Below are 22,319 nucleotides of genomic sequence, written 5' to 3'. Positions count from 1 at the left end.
AAAGCACGAGTTTCACACTCACGTCCCGTCCCGAAGAAGTTTGACAATCTGACCTTGTGTTACTAGATATATCAGTAGCGATATGCTTTTTGTTGATTATCGCAACCACAAAGCAAGGAGCGCAAGTATGGTTGATCAAATCCTTTTTTATGAGCCCGATGAGCCCCACGGTTTTCTCTCAAATTTTTGCCATGCCCCAGTCAATATCTCCTCCCAAACTTGGCCCACCAGCGAACATTATTACCAAGCCCAAAAGTTTCTCGATGCTCAGTTGCAAAGTAAAATTCAGCACGCAAGCACCCCTGACGAAGCGTTTGCTTTAAGCCGCAAATACGAACACTTTGTCAGAAGCGATTGGGACGATATAAAGTTGGCTGTTATGGCTTTCATCGTTAGGGAAAAGTTTCTACAAAATCCACCATTAGCGCAGCAATTAATGAGAACGGGTAACGCTTGCCTAACAGAGCATTCTCATAAAGATGCCTTTTGGGGAGACGGGGGAGATGGTAAAGGAGAAAATCATCTAGGAGAGATTCTGATGAATGTGCGGGCAGAGCTGAGACATGTTGAGCCTTACAATCTCGTGAAGTTTATCGATAAAGCCAAATTGCCCACCCAGTGGGGCACATTTATGATGTACGGCTTTATTGAAGCCGCGACAAATAAAGAGCATCTTGCTCTGGTCTATGGTGAGCCAACAAAAAGTGCAGCTCCACTTATTCGGTTGCATTCGGAGTGTCTTACCGGAGATGCTCTATTTAGCACGCGTTGTGACTGTGGTTTTCAGCTTAATAGAGCGCTACAAAACATCGTCAAAGAGGGATGTGGCGTGCTGCTTTATTTACGTCAAGAAGGGCGTGGAATCGGCTTGATTAATAAAATTCGTGCCTATCACTTACAAGATGATGGCGCAGATACCGTGGAAGCAAATGAGCGTTTAGGTTTTGCCGCTGATATGCGTGATTACGCGTTCTGTAAAGGAATGCTAGAGCATTTGGGGATTGACGCTGTGCGTCTAATGACGAATAACCCACGCAAGCTCGCCGCCTTAAAAGCGGTTGATATTAACGTCATTGAACGAGTGCCATTACAAGAAGGGAATAACCCAAGTAATCAACATTACCTGCAAACCAAGGCGAGTAAATTGGGGCACATGTTTGATCCTAAGTTTGTTAACCACACTAAGTAAGTGCTACAGATTTCCCAGAAACAAAAACGCCAACGTATCATCGTTGGCGTTTTTGTTAATGAGGTGATTCATTGATACTTTTGAATGATTTCATCAATTTCCCCTGAGGCTTTTAATTCAACGAGTCGTGTATTGATGTAATTTTGAGTTTCTGGTTGCATTTGAGGAGAAAAAGCCAGGTAGATTGAGTAGTCAGGAATAACCGAGCTGAAAGGCTGTATCTGAAAATTCTCTAACGGCAAATTGAGTCGCTTTAAGTTGTAAAGAACTCGGGATTCCATCTCGACAAAAGCTGTATCTCCAGGGGTTCGGCTTATCACTCGGTATGCGGCGTTGTAGTCTTTCACGCGCATTTCATTGACACTGCCATTTTCAAAGAACGGTGTTAAATTTGGATAATCAAACCCCAGCAGTAATACAATAGAACGACCATGCATCGTATCCATATTTTTGAACTCTAAAGGCTTCTCGCTACTCGATACCAGTACATGTTTTACAGTGTAAATGGGCTCCTCAGATAAATTTTCCGATTGCACCTTGCCCCAGTTCGGGCTGCCATAAGTTAACCAGTTTGGCTCAGCGCCTTCTTCCAATATGGAAATCATACGTTTAAATGGATAAGTATGATAATTCACTTGGTAATCCGACTCCGCGAAGATAGCGCTGACGATATCGGTCACAATTCCGGAGTGCATTTGTCCCTGTTGTTCAATTTGAAATGGTCGAGCTTGTTCAGCAATGACGTAATAGTTCACTTGATTTGCGGTCACATGAGAACTTACAACAATTAAGCTAAAAGCCAATCTAAGTAGAAGTCTTTTCATCGTATCCTCGATTATTATTTGTGCGTAGCTATATTTAGAGTAGCGCAAGTTTATCGGAGCGGTTTCATATGGATGAAAAAGAGCGATCTCAACGTCGTTTTAGTATCGGCAACCAACTTATGTTGGCGGTATTAACGTTGAGTTTAATCTTTACGGTCATCATTTCTACAGTGAGCTTATATCGAGTTTTTCACGAAGATTTAGCCCATTTAGATGTTGAATTAAAGCAGGTTGAGTCTAGCTATTTATCGAGCTTTTCTGCGAGTTTGTGGGTAGAGGATAGGGAGCTGTTGCTGACACAAGCTCAAGGTGCAATGCGTATGCCCTCGGTGGACTACTTACGTATTGCTAGTGAAGACGAAGTTATCATTGAATTAGGTTCGGCGCTTTCTGAGGATGTTGTCGAGAGAAGCTGGCCGATGCAGTATCGGGTCGGCGATAAAACGTATGATCTCGCGATATTAACGGTTCAATCGGATCTTAGCGCGATATATGAAGATCTTTGGCAGCAGTTCTTTTTTCTACTTACGACAGAAGCGATCAAAATTCTTGTCCTCATCATTGGTGTTCTTTGGGTGGCGTTTCGCTTGTTGGTCAATCCGTTACAATTGCTGTCTGGTGCGGTGAGCGATTTTCGTGGCGGTACAGTGCCGAGTAAAGTGACTCTCCCTAAACGATGGTGCTTTGATGAAATGAGTGTTTTGGCAGAGAAATACAACCGAAGTGTTGAGAAAGTGAAAGAGCACCAGACTGAGTTAGAGGCTGAACGCGATAGGGCAGAAGTCGCTAATCGTAAGAAAAGTGAGTTTCTTGCCACTATGAGTCATGAGATCCGCACACCGATGAATGGCATTATTGGTGTGTCGTCGTTGCTCAATGACACCGACCTCGATCCCCAGCAAAAAGAGTTTGTAGAGATCATTGACAGTTCTTCTCACTCACTAATGACGATCATCGACGACATTTTGGACTTCTCTAAAGTTGAAGCTGGCAAAGTAGAGCTGGAATACACGAGCTATGATCTTCGCGAGCTACTTGACGATGTCATCAGTTTACATAGTGTCAAAGCCAAGCAGAAAAACTTACAGCTGCTCAGCGATATTGATCCTCACTTGCCAATGGAAGTGCAAGGTGATGCCACACGATTGAAACAAGTTCTGAACAATTTGTTGAGCAACGCGATTAAATTTACCGAGCGCGGCCATGTGAAGCTTCTTGTAGCGTTATCTCGACTTGATGGAGAGACCGCTCATATCCGGTTTCGAGTTGTGGATTCTGGTATTGGTATTGCGAAAGAGCACCAACAAGCAATCTTCGAACGCTTCCAACAAGCTGATGGTAGTACCACCAGAAAGTATGGTGGGACAGGGCTTGGTTTGGCGATAGCTGCACAGTTGGTTAACTTGATGGGAGGGGAAATACAACTAACAAGTGAGCTTGGGCTGGGAAGCTGTTTTGAATTTTCGATTCCTGTTGCTGTAATAAATGCGCAATCGACCTATACCGACCAACTTAATGTATTAGATTTCCGGAAAGCGGAAGACAACGAAATCAGCCCTCAAGATAATGATAAACCTTGGGTATTGGTTGTTGAAGATACCATCGTCAATCAGAAGGTAGTTCGCATCATGTTAGAAAAACTGGGTGTGCGAGTGAGTGTCGCCAACCATGGCGAAGAAGCATTGCAGCTGTGTGATCAGCAGCCTTTCGATTTGATTTTTATGGACTGCCAAATGCCTGTGATGGATGGGTTTATTGCTACGGAGCGAATTCGAAAAATGGGAGAGTGGGGGAAACACGTTCCAATTATTGCGCTAAGTGCCAATGTCATTAAAGAGGATCAGCAACATTGCTTCGATGTCGGGATGAACGAGTTCGTGGCTAAACCCGTTACCAAGACTCGATTACAACAAATATTCGAACAGCATTTACCAAAAGCACTGAAAATCAGCGCTGTGCCTAAATAGTTAACTTGAAATCGATCAAGTTAAGTGCGTTTCTATTCTGTAATTGTAACTCTGTGTGATATAGTGCCCGGCTAGTATTTAAAGTACCTTGAGGCTGTGAATGTCGTTTAATCTATCCCTATTGCCGCCTGACGAAAAAAACAAAATCGAACTGGATAAGCAGGCGTCGTTTTTGGTTTGGAAGCTCAGAGAGGCCAAATCTGGTCCTGAAGCAATAGAAGAACAGTTGTCCAAGATTAACGATGCTGATGAAAAGGCGTTTTTTCAGCAATCGGTCGAAAAGTACAAACGAGTAATGGGTGTCGCTTAACGCGAACCGTGGCAATGGTTCAATCCAATGCGACGAATGAGGTAACCTCCCTATTCCTTTGCTAAGCGAAATTGAAAAGGTTTCGCTTTTTGCTAAAATCCTTCGCATTAAATTTGAATTTAGAGAGACATCCCGATGGGAAGAAGTTTTGAAGTGCGCAAAGCCTCTATGGCGAAAACTGCAGGCGCGAAAATTAAAGTTTATTCCAAATACGGTAAAGAAATTTACATGTGCGCGAAAAACGGTGGTGGTGATCCAGACATGAACTTGTCTTTGAAACACCTGATCGCAAAAGCGAAAAAAGACCAAGTTCCTGCGCACGTTATCGATAAAGCGATCGACAAAGCGAACGGTGGCGGTGGTGAAGACTACACTCCAGCACGTTACGAAGGCTTCGGCCCTGGCGGTACTAGCGTTATCGTTGACTGTCTAACAGACAACGGCAACCGTACTTTCCAAGATGTACGCCAATGCTTTGTGAAAGTCGGTGCGAAAATTGGTGTTGAGGGCTCGGTTTCTCACATGTTCGATCACCAAGCGGTATTCCAGTTCAAAGGCGACGATGATGAAATCATCCTAGAAACGCTAATGATGGAAGACGTAGACGTTACTGACGTTGAGCTAGAAGACGGTGTTATCACTGTATTCGCACCTCACACAGAATTCTTCAAAACAAAAACTGCGCTTAACGGTGCATTCCCAGATCTAACGATCGATGTTGAAGAAATCACATTCGTTCCGCAAACTCATACGCCTGTATCGGGTGAAGATGCAGAGAAGTTCCAGAAATTCCTAGATCTTCTAGATGACTGTGATGATGTTCAGCAGGTTTACCACAACGCAGAGCTGTAATTAATTCGCTCATATCGTTGTAAAAAGGCTTCCTTAGGGAAGCCTTTTTTGATCGCTTTTTCTCAAGCAACGCTATGCGTTACGATATTTGGAATAACACAGCGACATGATTACACCAAAACAGATACCTTGAGTTAGCATCGCCGTGCCGCCATAGCTAAAGAAGGGAAGTGGGCTACCCATTACTGGCAACAAGCCACTCACCATGCCCGTATTGATAAAAGCATACAGAAAAAAGCTCATCGCTAATGCGCCACTTACCAGCCGACTAAAAAAGTGGTCAGACTGACATGCAAGCAACATAACGCGTGCAGTAATAAACAAGTACAATGCGAGTAAGACTAAACTGCCAACAAAGCCCCATTCTTCTGCATAGGTCGAAAAAATGAAGTCCGTATGACTTTCTGGAATAAAGCCAAGTGTTCCCTGCGTTGCATTCATCCAACCTTTGCCTTTCATACCGCCTGAGCCAATCGCAATCAAAGATTGGATGATTTGGTAACCCGAACCCAGTGGATCGGACTCAGGGTGCAAGAACTGTGTTACACGGCTCTTTTGATAGGTTTCCATAACGAAGAACCATAAAATAGGTGCTAACGTTAAAATGCTCGCAATAAACCCGCAGATTATTTTCCAGCTCATGCCAGCCAAAAACAAAACGAACAATGCATAAATGATGGTAAAAACTGCACCGTCTAAATCCGGTTGTAGTGCGATTAACCCGGCAGGAATCATTGTAATAAGTAAGCAAAACGCAATTTTCCGACTGTCTGGTCGACCTCCTTCAATATGAAGCATCCAGGCGATCATGATTGGAATGGAAAGTTTGATTAGTTCGGACGGTTGAAAGCGGAAGAAGCCGATATCGAGCCAACGTTGAGAGCCATTGGTGCTATCACCAAATAAAGCGACAGCAAGTAGTAGCGCAACCGCAATAATGTAGAGATATGGAGCTGAGCGCTGATAGCTGGACGCTGGAATCGAGGACATGACCAAGATACAAACTAATGTCAGTCCGCAGCGCGCCAAATGTTTGAAGAGCATCGCCTCATTAAAGCTACTGGCACTCCAGAGAGTGAGCGAACTTAACAGCATGATCGGAATGATCGCCATGAGTAGTGGCAAATCAACTCTTGGGAAATAACGCTTATTCATTTTCAACGACCTAATAACGCACCTATTTTGAGTGCGAAAACAACTAAAACTCGAAGAGTTCAAACTATTCCGATGCTAAGAATCTCGATTTGGAAACAACAGACACCATGCAAAGGTGTGTAAGAAAGGAGAGTGCGACACTGTCTGTTATGGGTAGCTGTGGGATGGATAAATACACTAGCCTCAGATTTTAAGCCAGTGTTTTTATTGTTACTGCCGTAAAAATGTAGCGTTACGAATGAGCGGAATTGTATTTTCTGTTTAAGTGAATGTCATTCATCCTCTCTCAATACCATTCACTCTGCATAACTGCCATTGGTCGCATGCAAAAGCAGCGTGCGACCTTCTCCCTTAATCTGAAACCATCAAATCACGTTCAACTAAGGACAGTACATGATGGTTTCTCAATCTCGCTCAATCAAAGCTCTTAAACTGGCAAGTACGTTTATCGCCGCATTTGCACTTAGCAGCAATCTGGCTCTGGCTAATCCAAGTGAGCGCACACTCAGTCAATTCAACCAAGCAGCGCAAGGTGACTCTGGCTTAGTTGATACCGTTTACGGCGAATTATCCAAACAACTCGAAGAGCAAGGCGCAACGCCGGTGACCTTGGTTTACTTGGGCAGTGCGGAGACGTTGCAAGGTCGTGAGGCGTTTATGCCTTGGAACAAGATGAAGTTCACCGAGCGCGGTCTTGCCACTATCCAAAAAGGTTTGGATTTAATGGCGAATCAGCCAGTTCCACTGCAAGAGCAACAGCGCTTACAAGGCTTGCCGGAATACCAATTAGCCACCGCCATGGCAGCCACTACGTTTACCTCTCTGCCAGACATGTTCAATCATTTTGAGCGTGGCTACGAGCTGTACCTTTCTCTGCTCGATGAACCGAGTTTTAGCCAACAACCTTTCGCGGCTACTTCGTGGATTTACCGTTATGCCATTGAAGCTGCATTGCGCGCTGAAGATGTTCAACAAGCCAAAATATGGTTAGCGCAAATGGAGCAATTGGGCGACAGCAATCTAGAAACGCAAACCGCGAAAGCGTTGCTAGCCAAGTATTAGGGAGGCGTCATGATTGTTTTTAATCAACTTAGCCGCGATTACGCCCTTGGCAGCCAAACGGTGCATGCATTGCGAGATGTGTCTGGTGAAGTGTTTGCCGGCGAAATGGTGGCATTATGCGGACCGTCTGGTTCAGGCAAAAGCACCCTACTTAACGTGCTTGGCATGCTGGATACTCAATACCAAGGTCAGGTGACATTTGCAGGCACCCCATACCCAACCGGACAAATGCAGGCGGCGAAAATGCGCCGTGAAAAGCTTGGTTTTGTGTTCCAAAAATTCAATCTTGTCCCTGTGATGACGGCACTAGAGAACGTGGCGTATCCGCTGCATCTCAACGGTTTTTCAAAAGCGGAACAAACCGAGCTCGCCACACAAATGCTAGAGCACGTTGGCTTAGGCGAGTTTATTCATCACATGCCAGACAACCTATCAGGCGGTCAGCAGCAGCGAGTGGCAATTGCGCGCGCTTTAGTGCACAAACCGGCGTTGGTGATTGCTGATGAGCCAACCGCAAGTCTTGATAGCCAAACTGCCAACAAGGTCATCGATATTATGAAAGGGCTCGGACACGAGCTTGGTACTACTTTTATCGTCGCCACTCACGACCCTCGCATGGCATCCCGTTGTGACCGCACCATTGAGTTGGTGGATGGCAAAATTACCCAAACGCACGCAAGTGTGGAGGAGGTATCATGGGCAAGCTAATTCCAGTTTCCGTTCGCCTTGCTTGGTTGAACCTGCAACGCAATCGCCGCCGCAGTTTGTTGTCGATGCTGATCATCGCCATTGCCGTGTTTGCCTTAACCAGTGCGGGCGGTTTTGGTCTGTACACCTACGACAGTTTGAAAGAGTCGACAGCTCGTGACACGGGGCATCTGACGTTAACCACGCCGGGTTACTTCGCTAAAGAAGAAGAAATGCCACTGAGTAACGGGTTAACTCATGCTGACGACATCACCAAGCAATTGATTGGCTTGAATGAAGTGCGAGGTGTGCAGCCTCGAGTTGAGTTCAGCGGTTTGATTTCCAACGGCAACAAGTCATCGATCTTTATCGGCATTGGTGTTAACGAACGCGAATTCGATATGAAAGGACCGTTTTTGGATCTGCGCGAAGGGCAAACGCTGTCCAACATTCATGCATCGCGTTATGACCCTGCAGAGCCAGAGGTGATGCTCGGCGTTGATTTGGCGAACAACCTAAGCGTGCACGTTGGCGATTGGATTACCTTGCTGGCGACCACTACCGATGGCGCATTGAATGCGTATGACTTCAAAGTACGAGGCATCTACTCAACAGGCGTGCCCGAGCTTGATAAACGCCAGCTTTACGTACACATCAACAGTGCGCAATCGCTGCTCGGTTCAGACAAAGTCAGTGCGTTATCTGTCTTCCTGTTCGACACCAGTTTAACTAACCAAGTCGAGCAACAAGTGGCTTCGGTTCTGAGTAAGCAAAAACAGAACTTTGGTGATCAAGATATTGAGATTACGCCTTGGCAAGAGCGCGCGTTCTTCTATCTCAAAGTGAAAGATTTGTACGACCGTATCTTCGGCATTATGGGGGCAGTGATGGCGCTGGTGGTCTTTGTCGCCCTGTTCAACACCATGACCATGTCGGTCACCGAGCGTACTCGTGAAATCGGCACCTTGTCAGCACTTGGTAGCTACCCTCGCGAAATCATTGCTGGGTTTTTGCGCGAAGCAGGGTTGCTTGCGGTTATTGGCAGCTTAATTGGCGCTTTGTTTACTGGGTTAGTTACCGTCTTACTGATGGTCGTGGATGTGCAAATGCCGCCACCGCCAGGACGCACAGAAGGTTACCCATTAACGATTTACTTCTCTTGGGAGCTGGTGGCTGTCGCAGGATTCGCAGTATTGATGATCTGTTTGGTTGCGGCGTTTTTCTCGGCACGCAAAGGGGTGAACAAGCCAATTACGGAGGCACTGATTTATGTTTAATTTCAAATCACTATTACCAATTGCATTGCTGACGGTAACTGGCGTTGCAAGCATCAATGCCAGTGCGAATGAAACAGCGCTAGATGCACAGCAAGTTGCGCAATTGATTGAAAAAGCGGACAGCTACCGCTTGCAAGATGATTCCTCCAAAGTAGTGTCACTGGTGCGCTTATATCAAGACCAAGAGTTAGATAAAACCCGCCTTTACCACGTGTACACGCGTCCAAATCGTGAATCGCTGGTGGTGTTCAAATCAGCGGTTGAAGCCGGGCAAAAGATGCTGATGATGGGCGACAACTACTGGCTGCAAATGCCAAAGAGCCGCCGTCCGATTCGCATTACGCCAATGCAAAAGCTGCTTGGTGAAGCGTCTATCGGCGACATCTCAACCCTGACGTGGAGCCAAGATTATCAAGGTGAATGGAAAGCGACAGAAACTGTCTCGGTGAACGGAGAGAGTGTCGCGGCTTATCATCTTGCTTTAACCGCGAAAACCAAAGGGGCGAGTTATCAGAAGATCGACTTATGGTTGTCTGAGCAAGATGCATTTCCAATCAAAGCCGATCTCTACTTGCGCTCTGGCAAACTCGCCAAGCAAGCGCAATATGGGCGTGCAACTGACAACGGTGAAGACTACGTCAGTGAGATGACCTTGCTTGATAGCATTCAGCCGAGCAAAAAGACCGTTATCGAGTACCAAGAAATCGTGCCTTGGCAGCTGGATAACAAGTTCTACAACCCAAGTTATTTGCCTAAAGCCAATACGACTCAGCTTTAGCCGGAGCTTTGCAAATAGAAGCATGAAAACGAGCAAGGAAGTCACATGAAACCGCGCCAGCCTAACCTTAACAAAAGCACCAGTTTGTTGATTGCTGCGTCGTTGTGTGTGGGCGCAGCAGCCCCAGTTTTTGCCAATGATGAGCTGAGTTTTGAGTGGGATTGGGCTGTCAGTTACGAAACTGCCAAGCAGCGTGACAGCGCATTTATGCAGGCGCAGGGCAGTTCTCGTGATTCACTGAATGCACTGTTGGATGTGCAGGTGAATTATCAAAACTTTAGTGGCTTGTTTGCTCTGTACAGCCAAGGGTTGTACCTCAACCAACAAGGAGAGAGTGAGTGGTTGAGTGAAGCTGATAACCAACTACTGATTCGAGAGCTTGCTTGGCTAGGAGAGTGGCAAGTCGGTGACACTACACTTGATGTGAGTTTGGGTAAGTTGCGCGTGGATTGGGGCGTGGGTTATGGCTACCGACCTTTGGACCTGTTTAAGCCTTATCGACAAAACCCGGTTGGCTTAGTCGCAGAAGAGGGGGCGGGCGTGTTTTCACTTTCACACTACGATATGGCCGGCGAGTGGACAGTTATTGCGACGGATTCAAGCTGGGGGCAACAAGATCAAAGTGCACTTGATCAAGCCGCAGAGCAGCAAGGTGTTGGTATTCGTCGTTATGCGCTGGTGGGTGATACCGAGTATCAACTTATTGGTTATTACGATGATGTGCGCCGAGGTTTACTCGGAGCCAGTGCCATTGCGGTGTGGGATGAATCCATCGCCATGCACGGTTCCATGCTGTGGCAAAAGCAAAGTGTTGGCTATCAGTTTCAGCAGGATGATCTTTACCGACCCGTTTCAGTTGAGGAGCAGGGCAGTGCATTCCAAGCCTTAATTGGATTGAACTGGGCAAACCAAGCTGGACACAACGTGATTGCTGAATATTGGTACGACAGCCGAGCATGGTCGAAAAGCGAATGGCAGCAAGCAATAGAGCGCGGCGAATTACTCTCTCAGATCCCTGATCCTAACAACTCTCTATTGGCTAGCAGCGCTCTACTTGCGACAAGCTACGCCCAAGGGTTTCAGCATGCCAATATCGTTCAGCATAGCCTAATGCTGCACTGGAGTTGGGATTTGGAAGCATGGGCTGCATGGAACGGCAAAGCGGATATGGGCTGGTTAAGTGATGTAACCCCTACGTTGGATGTGATGCTGTCGCCACAAGATGGTGGTGTGATCGTCACGCAGTGGCTTAACTACCAATGGATTGATACCGGCGATCAAAGTGTAGAAGTGGAAGTTGCCGCACGCTTTTTAACCGGAGACGACCAATCTGCTTACGCACAAATCAATGATAAGCATATGATTGTATTTAACATCAAAGGGAAATTCTAAATGTGTTCAGCAAAATCAGTGGTGAAAAGTGGATGGCCGCGTAGCTTATTAGTGACCACGGCATTTTGTCTCTTTATCGCAGCAATGACGCTCTCGGTTTGGGGCGGTCCATTTTACATTCATGTGGCGGTTAGCTTTGGATTTGGCTATTCGGCTATCTTCTTCTCATGGTTGATTGACCGTTTATTTCCAACCATCCCACGTATGATAGAAGTGGTGTGTTCGCTTGTTGCCTGTTTATTGTTTGGGGTGATTAATGCGCAATTTTGGCTCGGAGAGTATTTTGGTATCTCCGATATGATCCCTGTTGGCTTAATGGGATTACTGTTTAGCGGTATGTGTTATTTCTATTTTTACTCGCGTGAGAAAGAGGCGGTTGCTCAACGAGAGTTGGAAGCCATCAAGCGCGAGAAAGCAGAGCAAGATCGTGCGCTCTTGCTGAGTCAGCTTAAGCAGATGCAAAGCCAGATTGAACCGCATTTTCTATTCAATACCTTGGCGAATATCAGCGCGCTCATGTCGCAAGATGTCGATAAAGCCAAGCTGATGCTAGAACAGTTGACCGCGCTGCTGCGAGCAACGCTAAAAAGCTCACGCGAAGAACACACCACCATAGACAATGAAACGGCGTTACTTGAGGCTTACTTAAGCATCCAACAAACCCGTTTGGGTGACCGACTCAGCTACAAGATTGAGGTTGAAGAGGGACTAGGCAGAACCGAGTTACCGCCGATGATGCTCCAACCTTTAATCGAAAACGCCATCATCCATGGTATTGAACCGAAGCGAGAAGGTGGCGAAGTCAGCTTACTCATTAAGCGCGAACAACAGAACTTGAAGATTGAAGTCAGAGACACAGGTGTTGGCTTGAATCACGTGAGTGGGCACATGGGGTCTGGCGTGGGTCTAAGTAATCTCAAGCAGCGAGTTGAAGCTTTGTTCGCAGGTCAAGGAGAGGTTTCTATCAGTGAGTCTGCTCAGGGTGGCGTTTGTGTTCGCTTGCGCTGGCCAATGGAATCGTAATCAAGGAAGAAAGGAATGAATACAGGGTTTACTGCCATTATTGCTGATGATGAACCGTTATTGAGGCGTCATCTTGATAAAAGCCTAGCTGAAGTGTGGCCAGAGCTAGAGGTGATAGCCAAAGTCGCCGATGGTGAACAAGCGTTGCAAGCCATTGAGCAAAGTCAACCTGATATTGCGTTTCTCGATATTCGTATGCCAGTTTTGGATGGTATGACATTAGCGCAAAAACTCAATCAACTCGCCAATCCACCTTTGATTGTGTTTGTCACAGCGTACGATGATTACGCCATCAAAGCTTTTGAGCAAAATGCCGCCGATTATTTGCTCAAGCCTATCTCGGATGAGCGCCTCCTGACGACGTGTGAAAGAGTGAAAGCACGCCTTGCTAAGCGAGAGCAAGAAAGCAGTAATGTGCAGATGAGCAGCCTGTTAGAGCAGTTGCAGCAATTATCCGCGCCACAAACGCCGCAATATCTTCAGTGGATCAAAGCGACGCAAGGGGAAGACATTCATCTGATCGCCACGTCTGATGTGTTGTATTTCAAAGCGGAAGAAAAATACGTTTCTGTGTATGCCCAACAAGGACAAGGCAAAGTGCAGGAGTATTTGATTCGCACATCGTTGAAAGAGTTGATAGGGCAGCTTAACCCAGAACAGTTCTGGCAAGTACACCGTTCAAGCGTTGTGCAAGTGTGCAAAATTAGCAAAGTAAACAAAGACTTTGCTGGAAGAATGTTTGTTCACGTTGGAGAAACTAAGCTTCCGGTGAGTCGCGCATCTCAAAGTTTGTTCAAAGGGATGTAATCGCTAGAACTGCTCACTCTTTACACTGTAAACTCGCTGCTCTTAACCCACATTATCAAGGAAGATAAATGAGTTATCGCGTAACCCTGTTAAATGCGACGGGAGAACTGTCTCCAATCTCTGAGTATTTGCATCAGAAACTTGATGATCTGAGCTCACAACTTTCTAGTTACTTTGATTTGAGTAACATTGACCTCACCATTAGCCCGTTTGATCGCAATGACGTACCGCAGACGGGGATTGGTGGCTATTGCTTAAGTGCCTATCGTGTAGAGATTCTGCTTGATACTCAACGTACTGATATTAAAAACGTTATTGAGAAAGAACTAGCTGCGGTGTTAGCGCATGAGTTGCATCACCTGTTCCGTATGCGAGCGGGAGAAAGTGGCGTTGCACTTGGTGATGTACTAATTATGGAAGGGTTAGCTTGTCACTTCGAACGTAAGGTGAATGGCGGCGTCACTCCGAGTTTGTTTGAGCAAATCAAAGATCAAGATTGGCGCCCTTTCTACGCTGAGATGAAAGACAAGCTGACCAGCCTAGATTACAACTTCGATGCTTACTTTCTTGGCAGCGATGAAAGCCGCTGGCCGAAATACATGGGGTATTGGGTTGGGTACAACCTTGTTGTTGAATATCTGGCTGATTTTCAAGGCTCCGAGCTTGATTTAGTCGGAGCAAAAGCCGAGCTTTTCTATCAATAACTCTGGCACAAGCCAAACTAATCGGCTGAGTCATAAAAACAAAAAGCGCCTAAGTCATCAGACGTTAGGCGCTTTCTTCGTTTTATAGCGACGGTTTCTCCGAAGAGGCGAATGGGCTTATTCGCTGACTGTCACTTTCTCAATAGTGATTGGATCGCATGGCACATCATCGTGACCAAGTTTAGAGGTCGTTTTCACTTTCGCGATGCGGTTTACGACATCCATACCCGCGGTCACTTTACCAAACACGGCGTAGCCCCAGCCTAGGTTGGTAGTAGCGGTGTGGTCTAGGAAATCATTGTCTTCCAAGTTAATGAAGAACTGTGCCGTTGCAGAGTGCGGTGCATCGGTACGCGCCATTGCGATAGTGCCAACAAGGTTCTTTAGACCACGGTTTGCTTCGTTCGCGATAGGGGCGCGTGTTGGCTTTTCTGCCATGTCTTCGGTGTGACCGCCACCTTGGATCATAAAGCCGTCGATAACGCGGTGGAAAATGGTGCCGTTGTAGAAGCCATCTTCACAGTATTTTTTGAAGTTCTTTGAGCTAACTGGTGCTCGTTCTAGGTTCAGTTCAATCTCGATGTCACCGAAATTGGTGGTCATAATAATCATCTGGTTTTGCCCTTGTGGGTGCTTAGTTTGCGGCATTATAGCTAAGTCGTATGAGGATAGCAGAAATAAAAACAGCGACGTTTTGGCGTCGCTGTTTGAATGGTGAGTGGGTGAGGAAAGCGTTAAACCGTAAAGCGACCGACCAAGTCGTACAGCTCGTTAGCTTTGTGGTTTAGGTTGCCACTACCTGCGCGGTTTTGATTCGCAAGGTGCGCCGATTGGCTGCTTTGTTGAGAGATCACTTCAATACGTTGTGAAATCTCTTGCCCAACTTGGCTTTGCTCTTCAGTTGCCGTTGCGATAAGCGTGTTCATGTCCATGATGTTAGCAATTGCGGCTTGGATTTCTTGCAGTGCGGCAGAGGCTGCTCGTGCTTCCTCAACCGTTGCTTCACCACGCGCTTGGCTTGAGCCCATGGCTTTCACTGCCGCATCCGAGCCAGACTTCAATTGCTCAATCATTTGGTGAATTTCGCCTGTGCTGTCTTGAGTGCGACTCGCCAGTTTACGAACCTCATCGGCAACGACTGCGAAGCCGCGACCTTGTTCGCCTGCACGGGCTGCTTCAATGGCTGCGTTCAGTGCCAATAGGTTAGTTTGCTCGGCTATATCCTGAATCACTTCCAGAGAAGAAGAAATGTTTTTTACGTCGCTCTCTAAACGAGAAATCACCGTGCTGGCTTCCGACACCTCTAGCGCGAGTGCTTCGACAGAGTTCGCTGCTGAATCAACAATGTGTTTTGCTTGTTGTGAGTTTTCATCGGCGTCTCTGGCTGATTGCGCTGCTTGGTTAGCGTTGTTTGAAATCTCGTGCGCCGTTGCTGTCATCTCGGTCATTGCCGCAGCGACTTGTTCGGTCTCTTCACGTTGACCAGAAGCTAATTCATCCACTTGCGATGCACGCTGTGACATCTCGTTGGTCTCTGAAACCACTTCTTGTCCTACGTGGCTAACGCTCTTAATGATGCCTTGCAGGCTTTCAACGAAGATATTGAAGTTACGGCTAAGTTGGGTGAACTCCGGCACGCTCGGTTCTTCCATGCGCGCGGTTAAATCTGCATCGCCTTGCGCGAAAGAGTGAATTGAAGCATCAAACTGCTCAATAGGCTTCATGATGCTGCGGTTAACAAACACGGCAAAGACTGCAACTATCGCTGTAATCGAGGCACAAAACAGGGCTATCGCAGTTAGTGTGGTGTTGAGATCTTCGTGTGCGGCTTTTTCCATGTCTGCCACAATGGCGTCGATATCGTCCGTGTAGAAACCCGTTCCCAACATCAAGTCCCATTCAGGAATAAAGACTGAGTAGCTCAGTTTCGGTAGTGCTTCACTCTGACCGAGTTTCGGGAAGTAATAAGTCGTGAACTCACCAGTTTTGGCATTTTTTAGCAAATCCTGAATCAGGTAATTGCCTTTCTTGTCCTGCAAGTTATAGAAGTTTTCCCCGATGCCTTTGGTGTTTTTACCCACCACGACGCGAACGCCTTTTGAATCATAACCAAAGATGTAGCCGGATTGACCAAACTCTAGTTGTTTCAAGATAGGCAGAGCCTCTTCCAGTGGGGCATTTTGTGCGAGTAGTGGCTCGACAGCGGAACGCGCCATTTGCACGTAACTTTTGAGTTCGGCTTTTTTCATCTCCATCATTCGACTTCGAGTTTGCTCAATCTCGTGCTCGTTGTAGGCAGTGGTTTGTAGGTAGGTGAACCACATCATGCCTATTGCCATAGTTAGAATTGGAATTATTGAAAGGATATATAGTCGTTTTCTGATCGTCAGATTCATAGAGACGTCCTTCTCTCGGCGCAGCGTTACAAGTGACAAGCTGAATAAGCTTACCTGATAAAAGTGTTAATACTTATTGTTGTAATGCTTAGAGATTAACCGAGTTACTCAATCAGAAGTACTGGAAATTTGTAAATCTAGACGAAGGTCGTAGCATTTTTAAGCGGGATCACAATTAACGTGAACAAGACCCACTATTGCAACGAGAAGTCCCTGTTAACCAATATGAGACGCGATACCTATTCTTTGCGAATTTGAGGTAAAGCCAGTCAGCAATAGGTTTAACGAGGCGCCAACGCAGTGGAGCGTAGAGCCAACCGCGACCAACTAATTGCCACGCACGATGAGTCACGTCCAACCCAAGCAGAAGCTCCCCCTTTTCGTTGAGGGCGTGCAAAATGGTGTTGGCTTGTTCAGGAGCGATCTGAGGATAATCTGCGAATGCATCACTATAGATATCGACGGTTTTGATGTGCTGCTTGGCATCGCGTTGTTTTAGCGCCTTCATCTCTTTGGCACAAAGCGGGCAGGTTCCGTCATAAAATATGGTGAGTTTTGTCATTGCGGTCTTCTTGTTTGAGATTTTCTAATCGCTTTTACGTGGCGAATTTTCTTTTGGTTCATTGTTTTGCAAGTAATGCAGCCAATTGTCGCGAATGTTGCCGTAATTGAATTGGCAGAACTCTTTGCGATCACGCAGGTAGTCTTTTTCTACTTCATCGAGTAAGGCTTTGTATTGCTCCGGATCACTACCGTACACCAAACATAACGTTGAAAAGTAACGCTGCAAATCAAAGCTGTGTTCGTCAATGTACTCGCCAAAATCGTAGTAGTCCGGTCTGTCGTCGGATTCGAATGCGAACATGTCGGCGGCGCTAATGGCCATATCTGCGCCATCTTCTAGGAAGTCAATCATTAAAATAGTGGCAAAATTATCGACCGCATCTTCTTCTTTTCCGAGAACAGGGATGCTTTGATCTTCGATGTAAGCATGTCCAGCTTCATGAAGTAAAGTGTGCAATAACGTATCTAGCGCCCCTGTTTTTGGGGATTTTCCGAAGCGTTCTTCATACTGATTATTGGAGAAGTAATTGAGCGACTCCAAATAAAAAGTGTAAGGAACGTATATTGTGTGTGTATCAGGATCATACATTGGACCATCTTCTCCGCCGTAAACCAGCGTGAGAGCTTTATCAAATGGAAAGTAGGCCTGAGATAGCTCAGCAAAGATGGTGTTTACATCGCTGCTTTGAATAGATTGTTGGGCTATTTTTTCATGAGTTGTCTCTACGGGAGAATATTGAATACGAATGTTTTCAGCTGCTGTAGCTGATGAGGCTATGCTGAGTAATAGCGCAGGGCAAAGCGAATGAATGTTCATGTGGGACTCTTGTTATTGAATAACTTGTATAAAAAATTATACATGTTTTTGTCTGATGCATAGTTGGGGTTGTACTCATTAGCCAAAGTCGGGACGTCGGTCTCGAAAAGCAATCATGATAACATCGCATATTTCGGCTGCTTGGTTCTCTAGGGCGTTTATCAAGACCTCTTGGATAAGAACGGCGGTGAAGTTATTAGCTATGCATCGTATTCTAAGAAGCTTACTGAGTAACTGTGCTTCGATCTTTATCTGTGAAAATGATAATAGGCAGTTAATCATTGCAAGGTTTAACCATGGGGTTGGTGAATGTCACTGAATTGAAGAAAATTATCAGCGATATGTTATAATCCTGCTCCGTTGTAACGAAAACGTTTGTTGCAGCCTGAGAGTTTCCTTGGATTCGGCTCGTTTATACACCATGAGCCAGAGTTGAAAAGCTACGACAGGAACAGGCAAACCCAATTGTTTTGAACGCGCTCTCGGCGTTTAGCGGTTACAACGGGAAGGAACTTTGTTTGATAGTAATTGACACATTCTGTTTAAGTAAGGGAGCCCGAAGTGGTTCAGAAAGTGTCACCCAGAATTTACTCACAACACGACACCCCAAGCGATAACGCACAGGTATTGCGAGGGGCCATTTGAAGGAGCTGTATCAGCTCCTTTCACATTTAAGGGCTTGCTAACAGCGTAAAAACTGACACATCGCTTAAGGAGCGCCCCTTAAACTAGCCTAAGGCGCATCTACACCAACTTTTTGAGTATTTTCGAAACAATAAAGCGAGAAAATTTGCTATTGAACGAAGGTTAAACTAACACTCATTCATTACGGAGAATGAAGAGAACAATAATAAGAGGCGATATGAATCATTTAATATCTGTAGGTGCACTGGAGTCCTTCTTGGTCGCAATCAGTGTGCTTTTCCTGGGGCATTTTATTAATGCTAAGCTACCGATTTTAAAGAAATTCAACATACCTGAGCCGATTGTAGGTGGTCTTATTGTGGCCTGCATGATTACTGCTCTTCATTTCAACGGCATCGATTTAGAGTTCGACTTGCCATTACAAAATACGTTTATGTTAATGTTTTTTGCGACAGTTGGTTTGGCCGCAAATTACACTCAGTTGATGAAAGGAGGTGCGAAGGTTTTTATCTTCTTAGCTGTCGCATCGTTTTACATCATCATACAAAACGGCGTTGGCGTTTCACTTGCGGCGGCGCTCGGTTTAGATCCTTTGATGGGGTTAATTGCTGGCTCGATTACTCTGTCAGGTGGTCATGGTACAGGTGCTGCGTGGTCACAAACCTTTCAAGACGTGTATGGATTGGATAACGTCTTAGAAATTGCAATGGCATCAGCGACTTTTGGTTTGATCATCGGCGGTATCATTGGTAGTCCTGTAGCGCAGCGCCTGGTCGAAAAGAACAGCATAGAGTCTGAGTATGGTCGTGGTGGTCGAGATGCCAAAACTCACGAGAAATTCCCGGAGTTGGTGACTTACAATGAATACGAAGAAGATAAAGTAACGGCGAAAAAAGTGGTGGAGAAACTCTTCTTCCTACTGATCTGTGTTACTGGGGCCAAGTATGTCGAGCAATGGGTAAGCACGTATGAAATCTCATGGCTGATGATTCCAGACTTCGTATATGCGCTATTCATTGGTGTGATCATTACGAATTTCTTGGAAGTGACCAAGATTCGTAAGTTAGATGCCGAAACGGTCGATATGTTAGGTACGGTATCGCTATCTCTGTTCCTAGCGATGGCTCTGATGAGCTTGAAGTTATGGAATATCTTCGATCTAGCGATTCCATTCTTGGTTATTTTAGCTGTGCAGTCTGTCGTCTTAGCTATCTTTACGTACTATGTTACGTTCAAAGTGATGGGAAGCAACTACGATGCTGCGGTTATTGCAGGGGGGCACTGCGGTTTTGGCTTGGGTGCAACCCCAACAGCCGTAATGAACATGGGTTCAATCGTTAACCGATTTGGCCCGTCGCCACAAGCATTTATGGTGGTGCCAATTGTGGGCGCTTTCTTTATCGACATCGTCAACTTAATTATCTTGCAAGGCTACATTTCATTCCTTGGTTAAAGTTAAGTGGATGAGCTCCTAGAGGCGAAATAAAAACGGTCACAACACAGGTTGTGACCGTTTTTTTATGGCTCGATTTTGGCCGTTTATCGGACGACGGATTATTGAATGGTTCGGCTGAACTTGAGGCTAGCTGTCCAACCAAGAATACCAATGAAGGCGTAAATGCCAACGTTTAACCAACCCGCTTGAGGAATGGTATTGAATGGGTTTGGTGTAATAATGGCGTGCAGCGGAAGGTAAAGCACTTCGGAGAAAAAGTGATCTAGCCCGTAGTAACCAAAAAGTGCGATAGGCATCCAACGTAGCGCATAAATGGCGATAAACAAAATGACCAGTGGTGAGTTCACTTTTTGTGAAATAGCCATCGCAGTTAATGCCAGCGGTAACAGCAGAATACCGGCGAACAACATTCTGATTAAAAACTCTCCCCAATGCAGCAGCACGTAACCTAACGAGGCTTGGCGGTACAATAAAGCCAATTGGTGATCAGTAGAGATGTTCAGCAACCACAACATTAAATTTGCAGCGAGTACGAGCACCGAGCAGACGAGCGGAATCACCAATAAGCCAAACCCTAGCTTCACTAAATGGGTTTTTATGTCACTGACAGGCATACTGCGCCAAAACATAATGCTGCCTTCCGCCCGTTCTTTGCGTAGCGTTCTTGGGAAGTACTGAACGGCTAACAAGATAGACAGCAGCCCTGCTCCTCCGGTAATCAACATATTGACGTCATCACCAAGCTCTCTGTGAATGTCACTGACATCGCCACCAAAGCTCATTTGGAAAAACATATTGTGTTGTAGAGTATCGTTACTCATTAAACTCACAAAGAGAATAACTCCACACGCCAACACAAACAGTGGAATACGTAAAACAAGAGGGTTTTCTAACCACTCTTTTTGCAACATCGCGACAACTGAACGCATTACGCTGCCTCCTTCTGCAATGCTAAAAATAGATCCGCTAACTTCACCCCATGGATGGAACCCATTGTTTCTGCTTGTTGGGCATACTGGGCTTTGAGTAACCATTTCGTTGAACCGAGGCCTTTTTGTGACGAGAGTGGGTTCATCGCTTCAATTTGTGTGCGGTGCTCGTCGTTGGCTTCAAGAATGAAATAGTCTTCACTGATACTGTCCATCGAGGTTTGCAGAACGGGGCGACCATGCTTAAGAATCAGAACATCTGTCAGCAAGTGCTCAATCTCTGATACTTCATGACTGGCGATGATCAACACGCGCTCGCCGTCGTGAAACCATTCCAATAAGTGACGATAAAACGTCTCGCGATACACGAGATCTAACCCGAGTGTCGGTTCATCCAATATGAGGATTTGGGTGTTGGTCGCGATCACAATCGCGAGGTGTAATTGCACCTTCATCCCTTTGGATAAAGATTTGATGCGCGCACGAGGTTTGATGTCCGTTTGACGAAGTAGCGTATCTGCTTGGGCGCGATTGAACCCTGGATGCACGCCCTCGGTATAGTTAAGCAGTTGAGCAACGGTCATCCAATCTGGCAGAACGTTGACATCCGAGATGTAGGATAAGCTCTGCATTATCTTGTCGCGTTGCATAATAGGTTCAAATCCGTTGATACGAATAGTGCCCTGATATTCATGTGCACCGAGTAGGGCATTAATAAGCGTTGATTTACCTGCGCCATTATGGCCGAGTAAGCCAAGTACTTGTCCTGCATGTAGGTCGAAACTCACTTCATGCAGTGCTTCTCCTTGTTGCTGATATTGCTTGGAGACGTTGTTTACACTGACTAATGCGCTCATTGGTCACCTTTCAAGTGTGGTTTTAGTTGTTGAATGAATTCGTCGAGTGACATATCCAGACGCTGTATTGTGTCGGCTATCTGCGGAATTTGTTGCTGAAGAAAACGTGCCTTCTCGTCTGCGAGTAATTTGAGCTTTGCTCCTGAAGCGACAAACATACCTTGACCGCGTTTTTTCTCCACTAGCCCGTCATCAACAAGCAATTGATAGCCTTTCATAACGGTGAGGTGGTTAATTTTCATATCTGCAGAGATGCTACGGACGGAGGGCAGAGCATCGCCTTCTTGCCAGACACCTTGCAGTATTTGCTGCGTGATCTGGTCTGCCAACTGTCGAAATATCGGTTGGCGATCATGCCAATTAGTCATGAGTGAATCTCTTGGTTGAGATGGTGTTATATATATGTATAACACCTAGTGCGTTAGAGAGAAAGTAATAATTTAAAACCTAGTGTATCCGCCTGTCTTATTCGCTCTAAATATCCACCTATGTGGTCGTTGTTTTGAGGTTTTGTTTTATATGGAAATTAATTGCTTCTCATAAGTTGAGAAGTGTTGTTTTTCTCTTCCCATCAATACACTTATCGCCTGTTCTAAATGAATATTCTCACTGAATGATAATTAGCATA

The 22,319-nt window shown here is 45.8% G+C and carries 22 protein-coding genes; 13 read left to right on the top strand and 9 right to left on the bottom strand.

The window, feature by feature from the left end; translation table 11 throughout:
- Window positions 1–127: 127 nt before the first annotated feature.
- A complete protein-coding gene (gene ribA / locus R7H07_RS10775; RefSeq protein WP_017635221.1) occupies window positions 128–1,189 on the top strand; it encodes a GTP cyclohydrolase II in 1,062 nt (353 codons plus the stop codon).
- 68 nt (window positions 1,190–1,257) lie between these two features.
- On the opposite strand, the gene R7H07_RS10770 is transcribed toward ribA, so the two are convergent.
- Window positions 1,258–2,013 carry a substrate-binding periplasmic protein gene (locus R7H07_RS10770; protein ID WP_005374490.1) on the bottom strand — a complete coding sequence of 252 codons (756 nt, stop codon included), beginning with the start codon at window positions 2,011–2,013 and terminating at the stop codon, window positions 1,258–1,260.
- Window positions 2,014–2,081: 68 nt separating this feature from the next.
- Between R7H07_RS10770 and R7H07_RS10765 the strand changes: the two genes are divergently transcribed.
- The 3 genes from R7H07_RS10765 to R7H07_RS10755 all read left to right on the top strand — a co-directional run bounded on the left by R7H07_RS10765 (window position 2,082) and on the right by R7H07_RS10755 (window position 5,142).
- A complete protein-coding gene (locus tag R7H07_RS10765; protein ID WP_206959529.1) occupies window positions 2,082–3,980 on the top strand; it encodes an ATP-binding protein in 1,899 nt (632 codons plus the stop codon).
- A 100-nt stretch (window positions 3,981–4,080) separates the two neighbouring features.
- Window positions 4,081–4,290, top strand: a complete 210-nt coding sequence (locus R7H07_RS10760; protein WP_005374484.1) for a DUF3283 family protein — start codon at window positions 4,081–4,083, stop codon at window positions 4,288–4,290.
- A gap of 135 nt (window positions 4,291–4,425) precedes the next feature.
- Window positions 4,426–5,142: a YebC/PmpR family DNA-binding transcriptional regulator gene (locus R7H07_RS10755; RefSeq protein ID WP_005374482.1), complete on the top strand. Its 717-nt coding sequence runs from the start codon at window positions 4,426–4,428 to the stop codon at window positions 5,140–5,142.
- Window positions 5,143–5,214: 72 nt separating this feature from the next.
- Here the strand turns inward: R7H07_RS10755 and rodA are convergent, their stop codons facing one another.
- Window positions 5,215–6,297 carry a rod shape-determining protein RodA gene (gene rodA / locus R7H07_RS10750; protein ID WP_065275570.1) on the bottom strand — a complete coding sequence of 361 codons (1,083 nt, stop codon included), beginning with the start codon at window positions 6,295–6,297 and terminating at the stop codon, window positions 5,215–5,217.
- 393 nt (window positions 6,298–6,690) lie between these two features.
- Between rodA and R7H07_RS10745 the strand changes: the two genes are divergently transcribed.
- From R7H07_RS10745 to R7H07_RS10710, 8 genes are all read left to right on the top strand, one after another.
- Complete coding sequence (locus R7H07_RS10745) at window positions 6,691–7,359, top strand: hypothetical protein (RefSeq protein WP_005383200.1); 669 nt, start codon at window positions 6,691–6,693, stop codon at window positions 7,357–7,359.
- Window positions 7,360–7,368: 9 nt separating this feature from the next.
- A complete protein-coding gene (locus R7H07_RS10740) occupies window positions 7,369–8,067 on the top strand; it encodes an ABC transporter ATP-binding protein (RefSeq protein WP_158173312.1) in 699 nt (232 codons plus the stop codon).
- Window positions 8,055–9,323, top strand: a complete 1,269-nt coding sequence (locus R7H07_RS10735) for an ABC transporter permease (RefSeq protein ID WP_158173313.1) — start codon at window positions 8,055–8,057, stop codon at window positions 9,321–9,323. Before R7H07_RS10740 ends, R7H07_RS10735 begins: the two co-directional genes overlap by 13 nt.
- Window positions 9,316–10,101, top strand: coding sequence for an outer membrane lipoprotein-sorting protein (locus tag R7H07_RS10730; protein ID WP_005374475.1), 786 nt, complete (start codon window positions 9,316–9,318; stop codon window positions 10,099–10,101). Before R7H07_RS10735 ends, R7H07_RS10730 begins: the two co-directional genes overlap by 8 nt.
- 45 nt (window positions 10,102–10,146) lie before the next feature.
- Complete coding sequence (locus tag R7H07_RS10725; protein WP_132936201.1) at window positions 10,147–11,493, top strand: hypothetical protein; 1,347 nt, start codon at window positions 10,147–10,149, stop codon at window positions 11,491–11,493.
- Window positions 11,494–12,516, top strand: coding sequence for a sensor histidine kinase (locus R7H07_RS10720; RefSeq protein WP_115386889.1), 1,023 nt, complete (start codon window positions 11,494–11,496; stop codon window positions 12,514–12,516).
- Between the two features lie 15 nt (window positions 12,517–12,531).
- Entirely contained in the window at window positions 12,532–13,323 is a 792-nt protein-coding gene (locus tag R7H07_RS10715; protein WP_053303980.1) for a LytR/AlgR family response regulator transcription factor, read from the top strand.
- Window positions 13,324–13,391: 68 nt separating this feature from the next.
- A complete protein-coding gene (locus R7H07_RS10710; protein WP_115386890.1) occupies window positions 13,392–14,027 on the top strand; it encodes a DUF2268 domain-containing putative Zn-dependent protease in 636 nt (211 codons plus the stop codon).
- Window positions 14,028–14,144: 117 nt separating this feature from the next.
- Here the strand turns inward: R7H07_RS10710 and R7H07_RS10705 are convergent, their stop codons facing one another.
- The 4 genes from R7H07_RS10705 to R7H07_RS10690 all read right to left on the bottom strand — a co-directional run bounded on the left by R7H07_RS10705 (window position 14,145) and on the right by R7H07_RS10690 (window position 17,804).
- Window positions 14,145–14,639 carry a peptidylprolyl isomerase gene (locus R7H07_RS10705; protein ID WP_158173314.1) on the bottom strand — a complete coding sequence of 165 codons (495 nt, stop codon included), beginning with the start codon at window positions 14,637–14,639 and terminating at the stop codon, window positions 14,145–14,147.
- A gap of 122 nt (window positions 14,640–14,761) precedes the next feature.
- Entirely contained in the window at window positions 14,762–16,423 is a 1,662-nt protein-coding gene (locus R7H07_RS10700) for a methyl-accepting chemotaxis protein (protein ID WP_206959530.1), read from the bottom strand.
- A gap of 175 nt (window positions 16,424–16,598) precedes the next feature.
- The gene (locus R7H07_RS10695) at window positions 16,599–16,985 is read right to left on the bottom strand and encodes a thiol-disulfide oxidoreductase DCC family protein (RefSeq protein ID WP_206959531.1); all 387 of its coding nucleotides are present in this window, start codon (window positions 16,983–16,985) and stop codon (window positions 16,599–16,601) included.
- 24 nt (window positions 16,986–17,009) lie between these two features.
- A complete protein-coding gene (locus R7H07_RS10690) occupies window positions 17,010–17,804 on the bottom strand; it encodes a DUF4344 domain-containing metallopeptidase (RefSeq protein WP_065275575.1) in 795 nt (264 codons plus the stop codon).
- Window positions 17,805–18,666: 862 nt separating this feature from the next.
- Between R7H07_RS10690 and gltS the strand changes: the two genes are divergently transcribed.
- The gene (gene gltS / locus R7H07_RS10685) at window positions 18,667–19,902 is read left to right on the top strand and encodes a sodium/glutamate symporter (RefSeq protein WP_005374448.1); all 1,236 of its coding nucleotides are present in this window, start codon (window positions 18,667–18,669) and stop codon (window positions 19,900–19,902) included.
- A 101-nt stretch (window positions 19,903–20,003) separates the two neighbouring features.
- On the opposite strand, the gene R7H07_RS10680 is transcribed toward gltS, so the two are convergent.
- The 3 genes from R7H07_RS10680 to R7H07_RS10670 are packed head-to-tail and all read right to left on the bottom strand — an operon-like array spanning window position 20,004 to window position 22,059.
- Window positions 20,004–20,834 carry a membrane protein gene (locus tag R7H07_RS10680; RefSeq protein WP_017633815.1) on the bottom strand — a complete coding sequence of 277 codons (831 nt, stop codon included), beginning with the start codon at window positions 20,832–20,834 and terminating at the stop codon, window positions 20,004–20,006.
- Window positions 20,834–21,691 carry an ABC transporter ATP-binding protein gene (locus R7H07_RS10675; RefSeq protein WP_005383221.1) on the bottom strand — a complete coding sequence of 286 codons (858 nt, stop codon included), beginning with the start codon at window positions 21,689–21,691 and terminating at the stop codon, window positions 20,834–20,836. The genes R7H07_RS10680 and R7H07_RS10675 overlap by 1 nt, the downstream gene beginning before the upstream one ends.
- Window positions 21,688–22,059 (bottom strand): GntR family transcriptional regulator, encoded by a 372-nt coding sequence (locus R7H07_RS10670; RefSeq protein ID WP_005374444.1) that lies wholly within the window; start codon window positions 22,057–22,059, stop codon window positions 21,688–21,690. Before R7H07_RS10670 ends, R7H07_RS10675 begins: the two co-directional genes overlap by 4 nt.
- Between the last annotated feature and the right edge of the window lie 260 nt (window positions 22,060–22,319).

Source organism: Vibrio sp. Vb1127, from assembly GCF_033338735.1.
GTDB lineage: Bacteria > Pseudomonadota > Gammaproteobacteria > Enterobacterales > Vibrionaceae > Vibrio > Vibrio alginolyticus.
Note: the sequence above shows the minus strand (reverse complement) of the source record. Positions and strands in the feature narration are given on the sequence as shown.

Coding starts and splice junctions, on each gene's coding strand:
- rodA (WP_065275570.1), bottom strand. CDS start 6,297: ATGAATAAGCGTTATTTCCCAAGAGTTGATTTGCCACTACTCATGGCG.
- R7H07_RS10720 (WP_115386889.1), top strand. CDS start 11,494: ATGTGTTCAGCAAAATCAGTGGTGAAAAGTGGATGGCCGCGTAGCTTA.
- R7H07_RS10760 (WP_005374484.1), top strand. CDS start 4,081: ATGTCGTTTAATCTATCCCTATTGCCGCCTGACGAAAAAAACAAAATC.
- R7H07_RS10695 (WP_206959531.1), bottom strand. CDS start 16,985: ATGACAAAACTCACCATATTTTATGACGGAACCTGCCCGCTTTGTGCC.
- R7H07_RS10680 (WP_017633815.1), bottom strand. CDS start 20,834: ATGCGTTCAGTTGTCGCGATGTTGCAAAAAGAGTGGTTAGAAAACCCT.
- gltS (WP_005374448.1), top strand. CDS start 18,667: ATGAATCATTTAATATCTGTAGGTGCACTGGAGTCCTTCTTGGTCGCA.
- R7H07_RS10675 (WP_005383221.1), bottom strand. CDS start 21,691: ATGAGCGCATTAGTCAGTGTAAACAACGTCTCCAAGCAATATCAGCAA.
- R7H07_RS10770 (WP_005374490.1), bottom strand. CDS start 2,013: ATGAAAAGACTTCTACTTAGATTGGCTTTTAGCTTAATTGTTGTAAGT.
- R7H07_RS10700 (WP_206959530.1), bottom strand. CDS start 16,423: ATGAATCTGACGATCAGAAAACGACTATATATCCTTTCAATAATTCCA.
- R7H07_RS10730 (WP_005374475.1), top strand. CDS start 9,316: ATGTTTAATTTCAAATCACTATTACCAATTGCATTGCTGACGGTAACT.
- R7H07_RS10765 (WP_206959529.1), top strand. CDS start 2,082: ATGGATGAAAAAGAGCGATCTCAACGTCGTTTTAGTATCGGCAACCAA.
- R7H07_RS10715 (WP_053303980.1), top strand. CDS start 12,532: ATGAATACAGGGTTTACTGCCATTATTGCTGATGATGAACCGTTATTG.
- R7H07_RS10670 (WP_005374444.1), bottom strand. CDS start 22,059: ATGACTAATTGGCATGATCGCCAACCGATATTTCGACAGTTGGCAGAC.
- R7H07_RS10755 (WP_005374482.1), top strand. CDS start 4,426: ATGGGAAGAAGTTTTGAAGTGCGCAAAGCCTCTATGGCGAAAACTGCA.
- R7H07_RS10725 (WP_132936201.1), top strand. CDS start 10,147: ATGAAACCGCGCCAGCCTAACCTTAACAAAAGCACCAGTTTGTTGATT.
- R7H07_RS10735 (WP_158173313.1), top strand. CDS start 8,055: ATGGGCAAGCTAATTCCAGTTTCCGTTCGCCTTGCTTGGTTGAACCTG.
- R7H07_RS10690 (WP_065275575.1), bottom strand. CDS start 17,804: ATGAACATTCATTCGCTTTGCCCTGCGCTATTACTCAGCATAGCCTCA.
- R7H07_RS10745 (WP_005383200.1), top strand. CDS start 6,691: ATGATGGTTTCTCAATCTCGCTCAATCAAAGCTCTTAAACTGGCAAGT.
- R7H07_RS10705 (WP_158173314.1), bottom strand. CDS start 14,639: ATGATTATTATGACCACCAATTTCGGTGACATCGAGATTGAACTGAAC.
- ribA (WP_017635221.1), top strand. CDS start 128: ATGGTTGATCAAATCCTTTTTTATGAGCCCGATGAGCCCCACGGTTTT.
- R7H07_RS10710 (WP_115386890.1), top strand. CDS start 13,392: ATGAGTTATCGCGTAACCCTGTTAAATGCGACGGGAGAACTGTCTCCA.
- R7H07_RS10740 (WP_158173312.1), top strand. CDS start 7,369: ATGATTGTTTTTAATCAACTTAGCCGCGATTACGCCCTTGGCAGCCAA.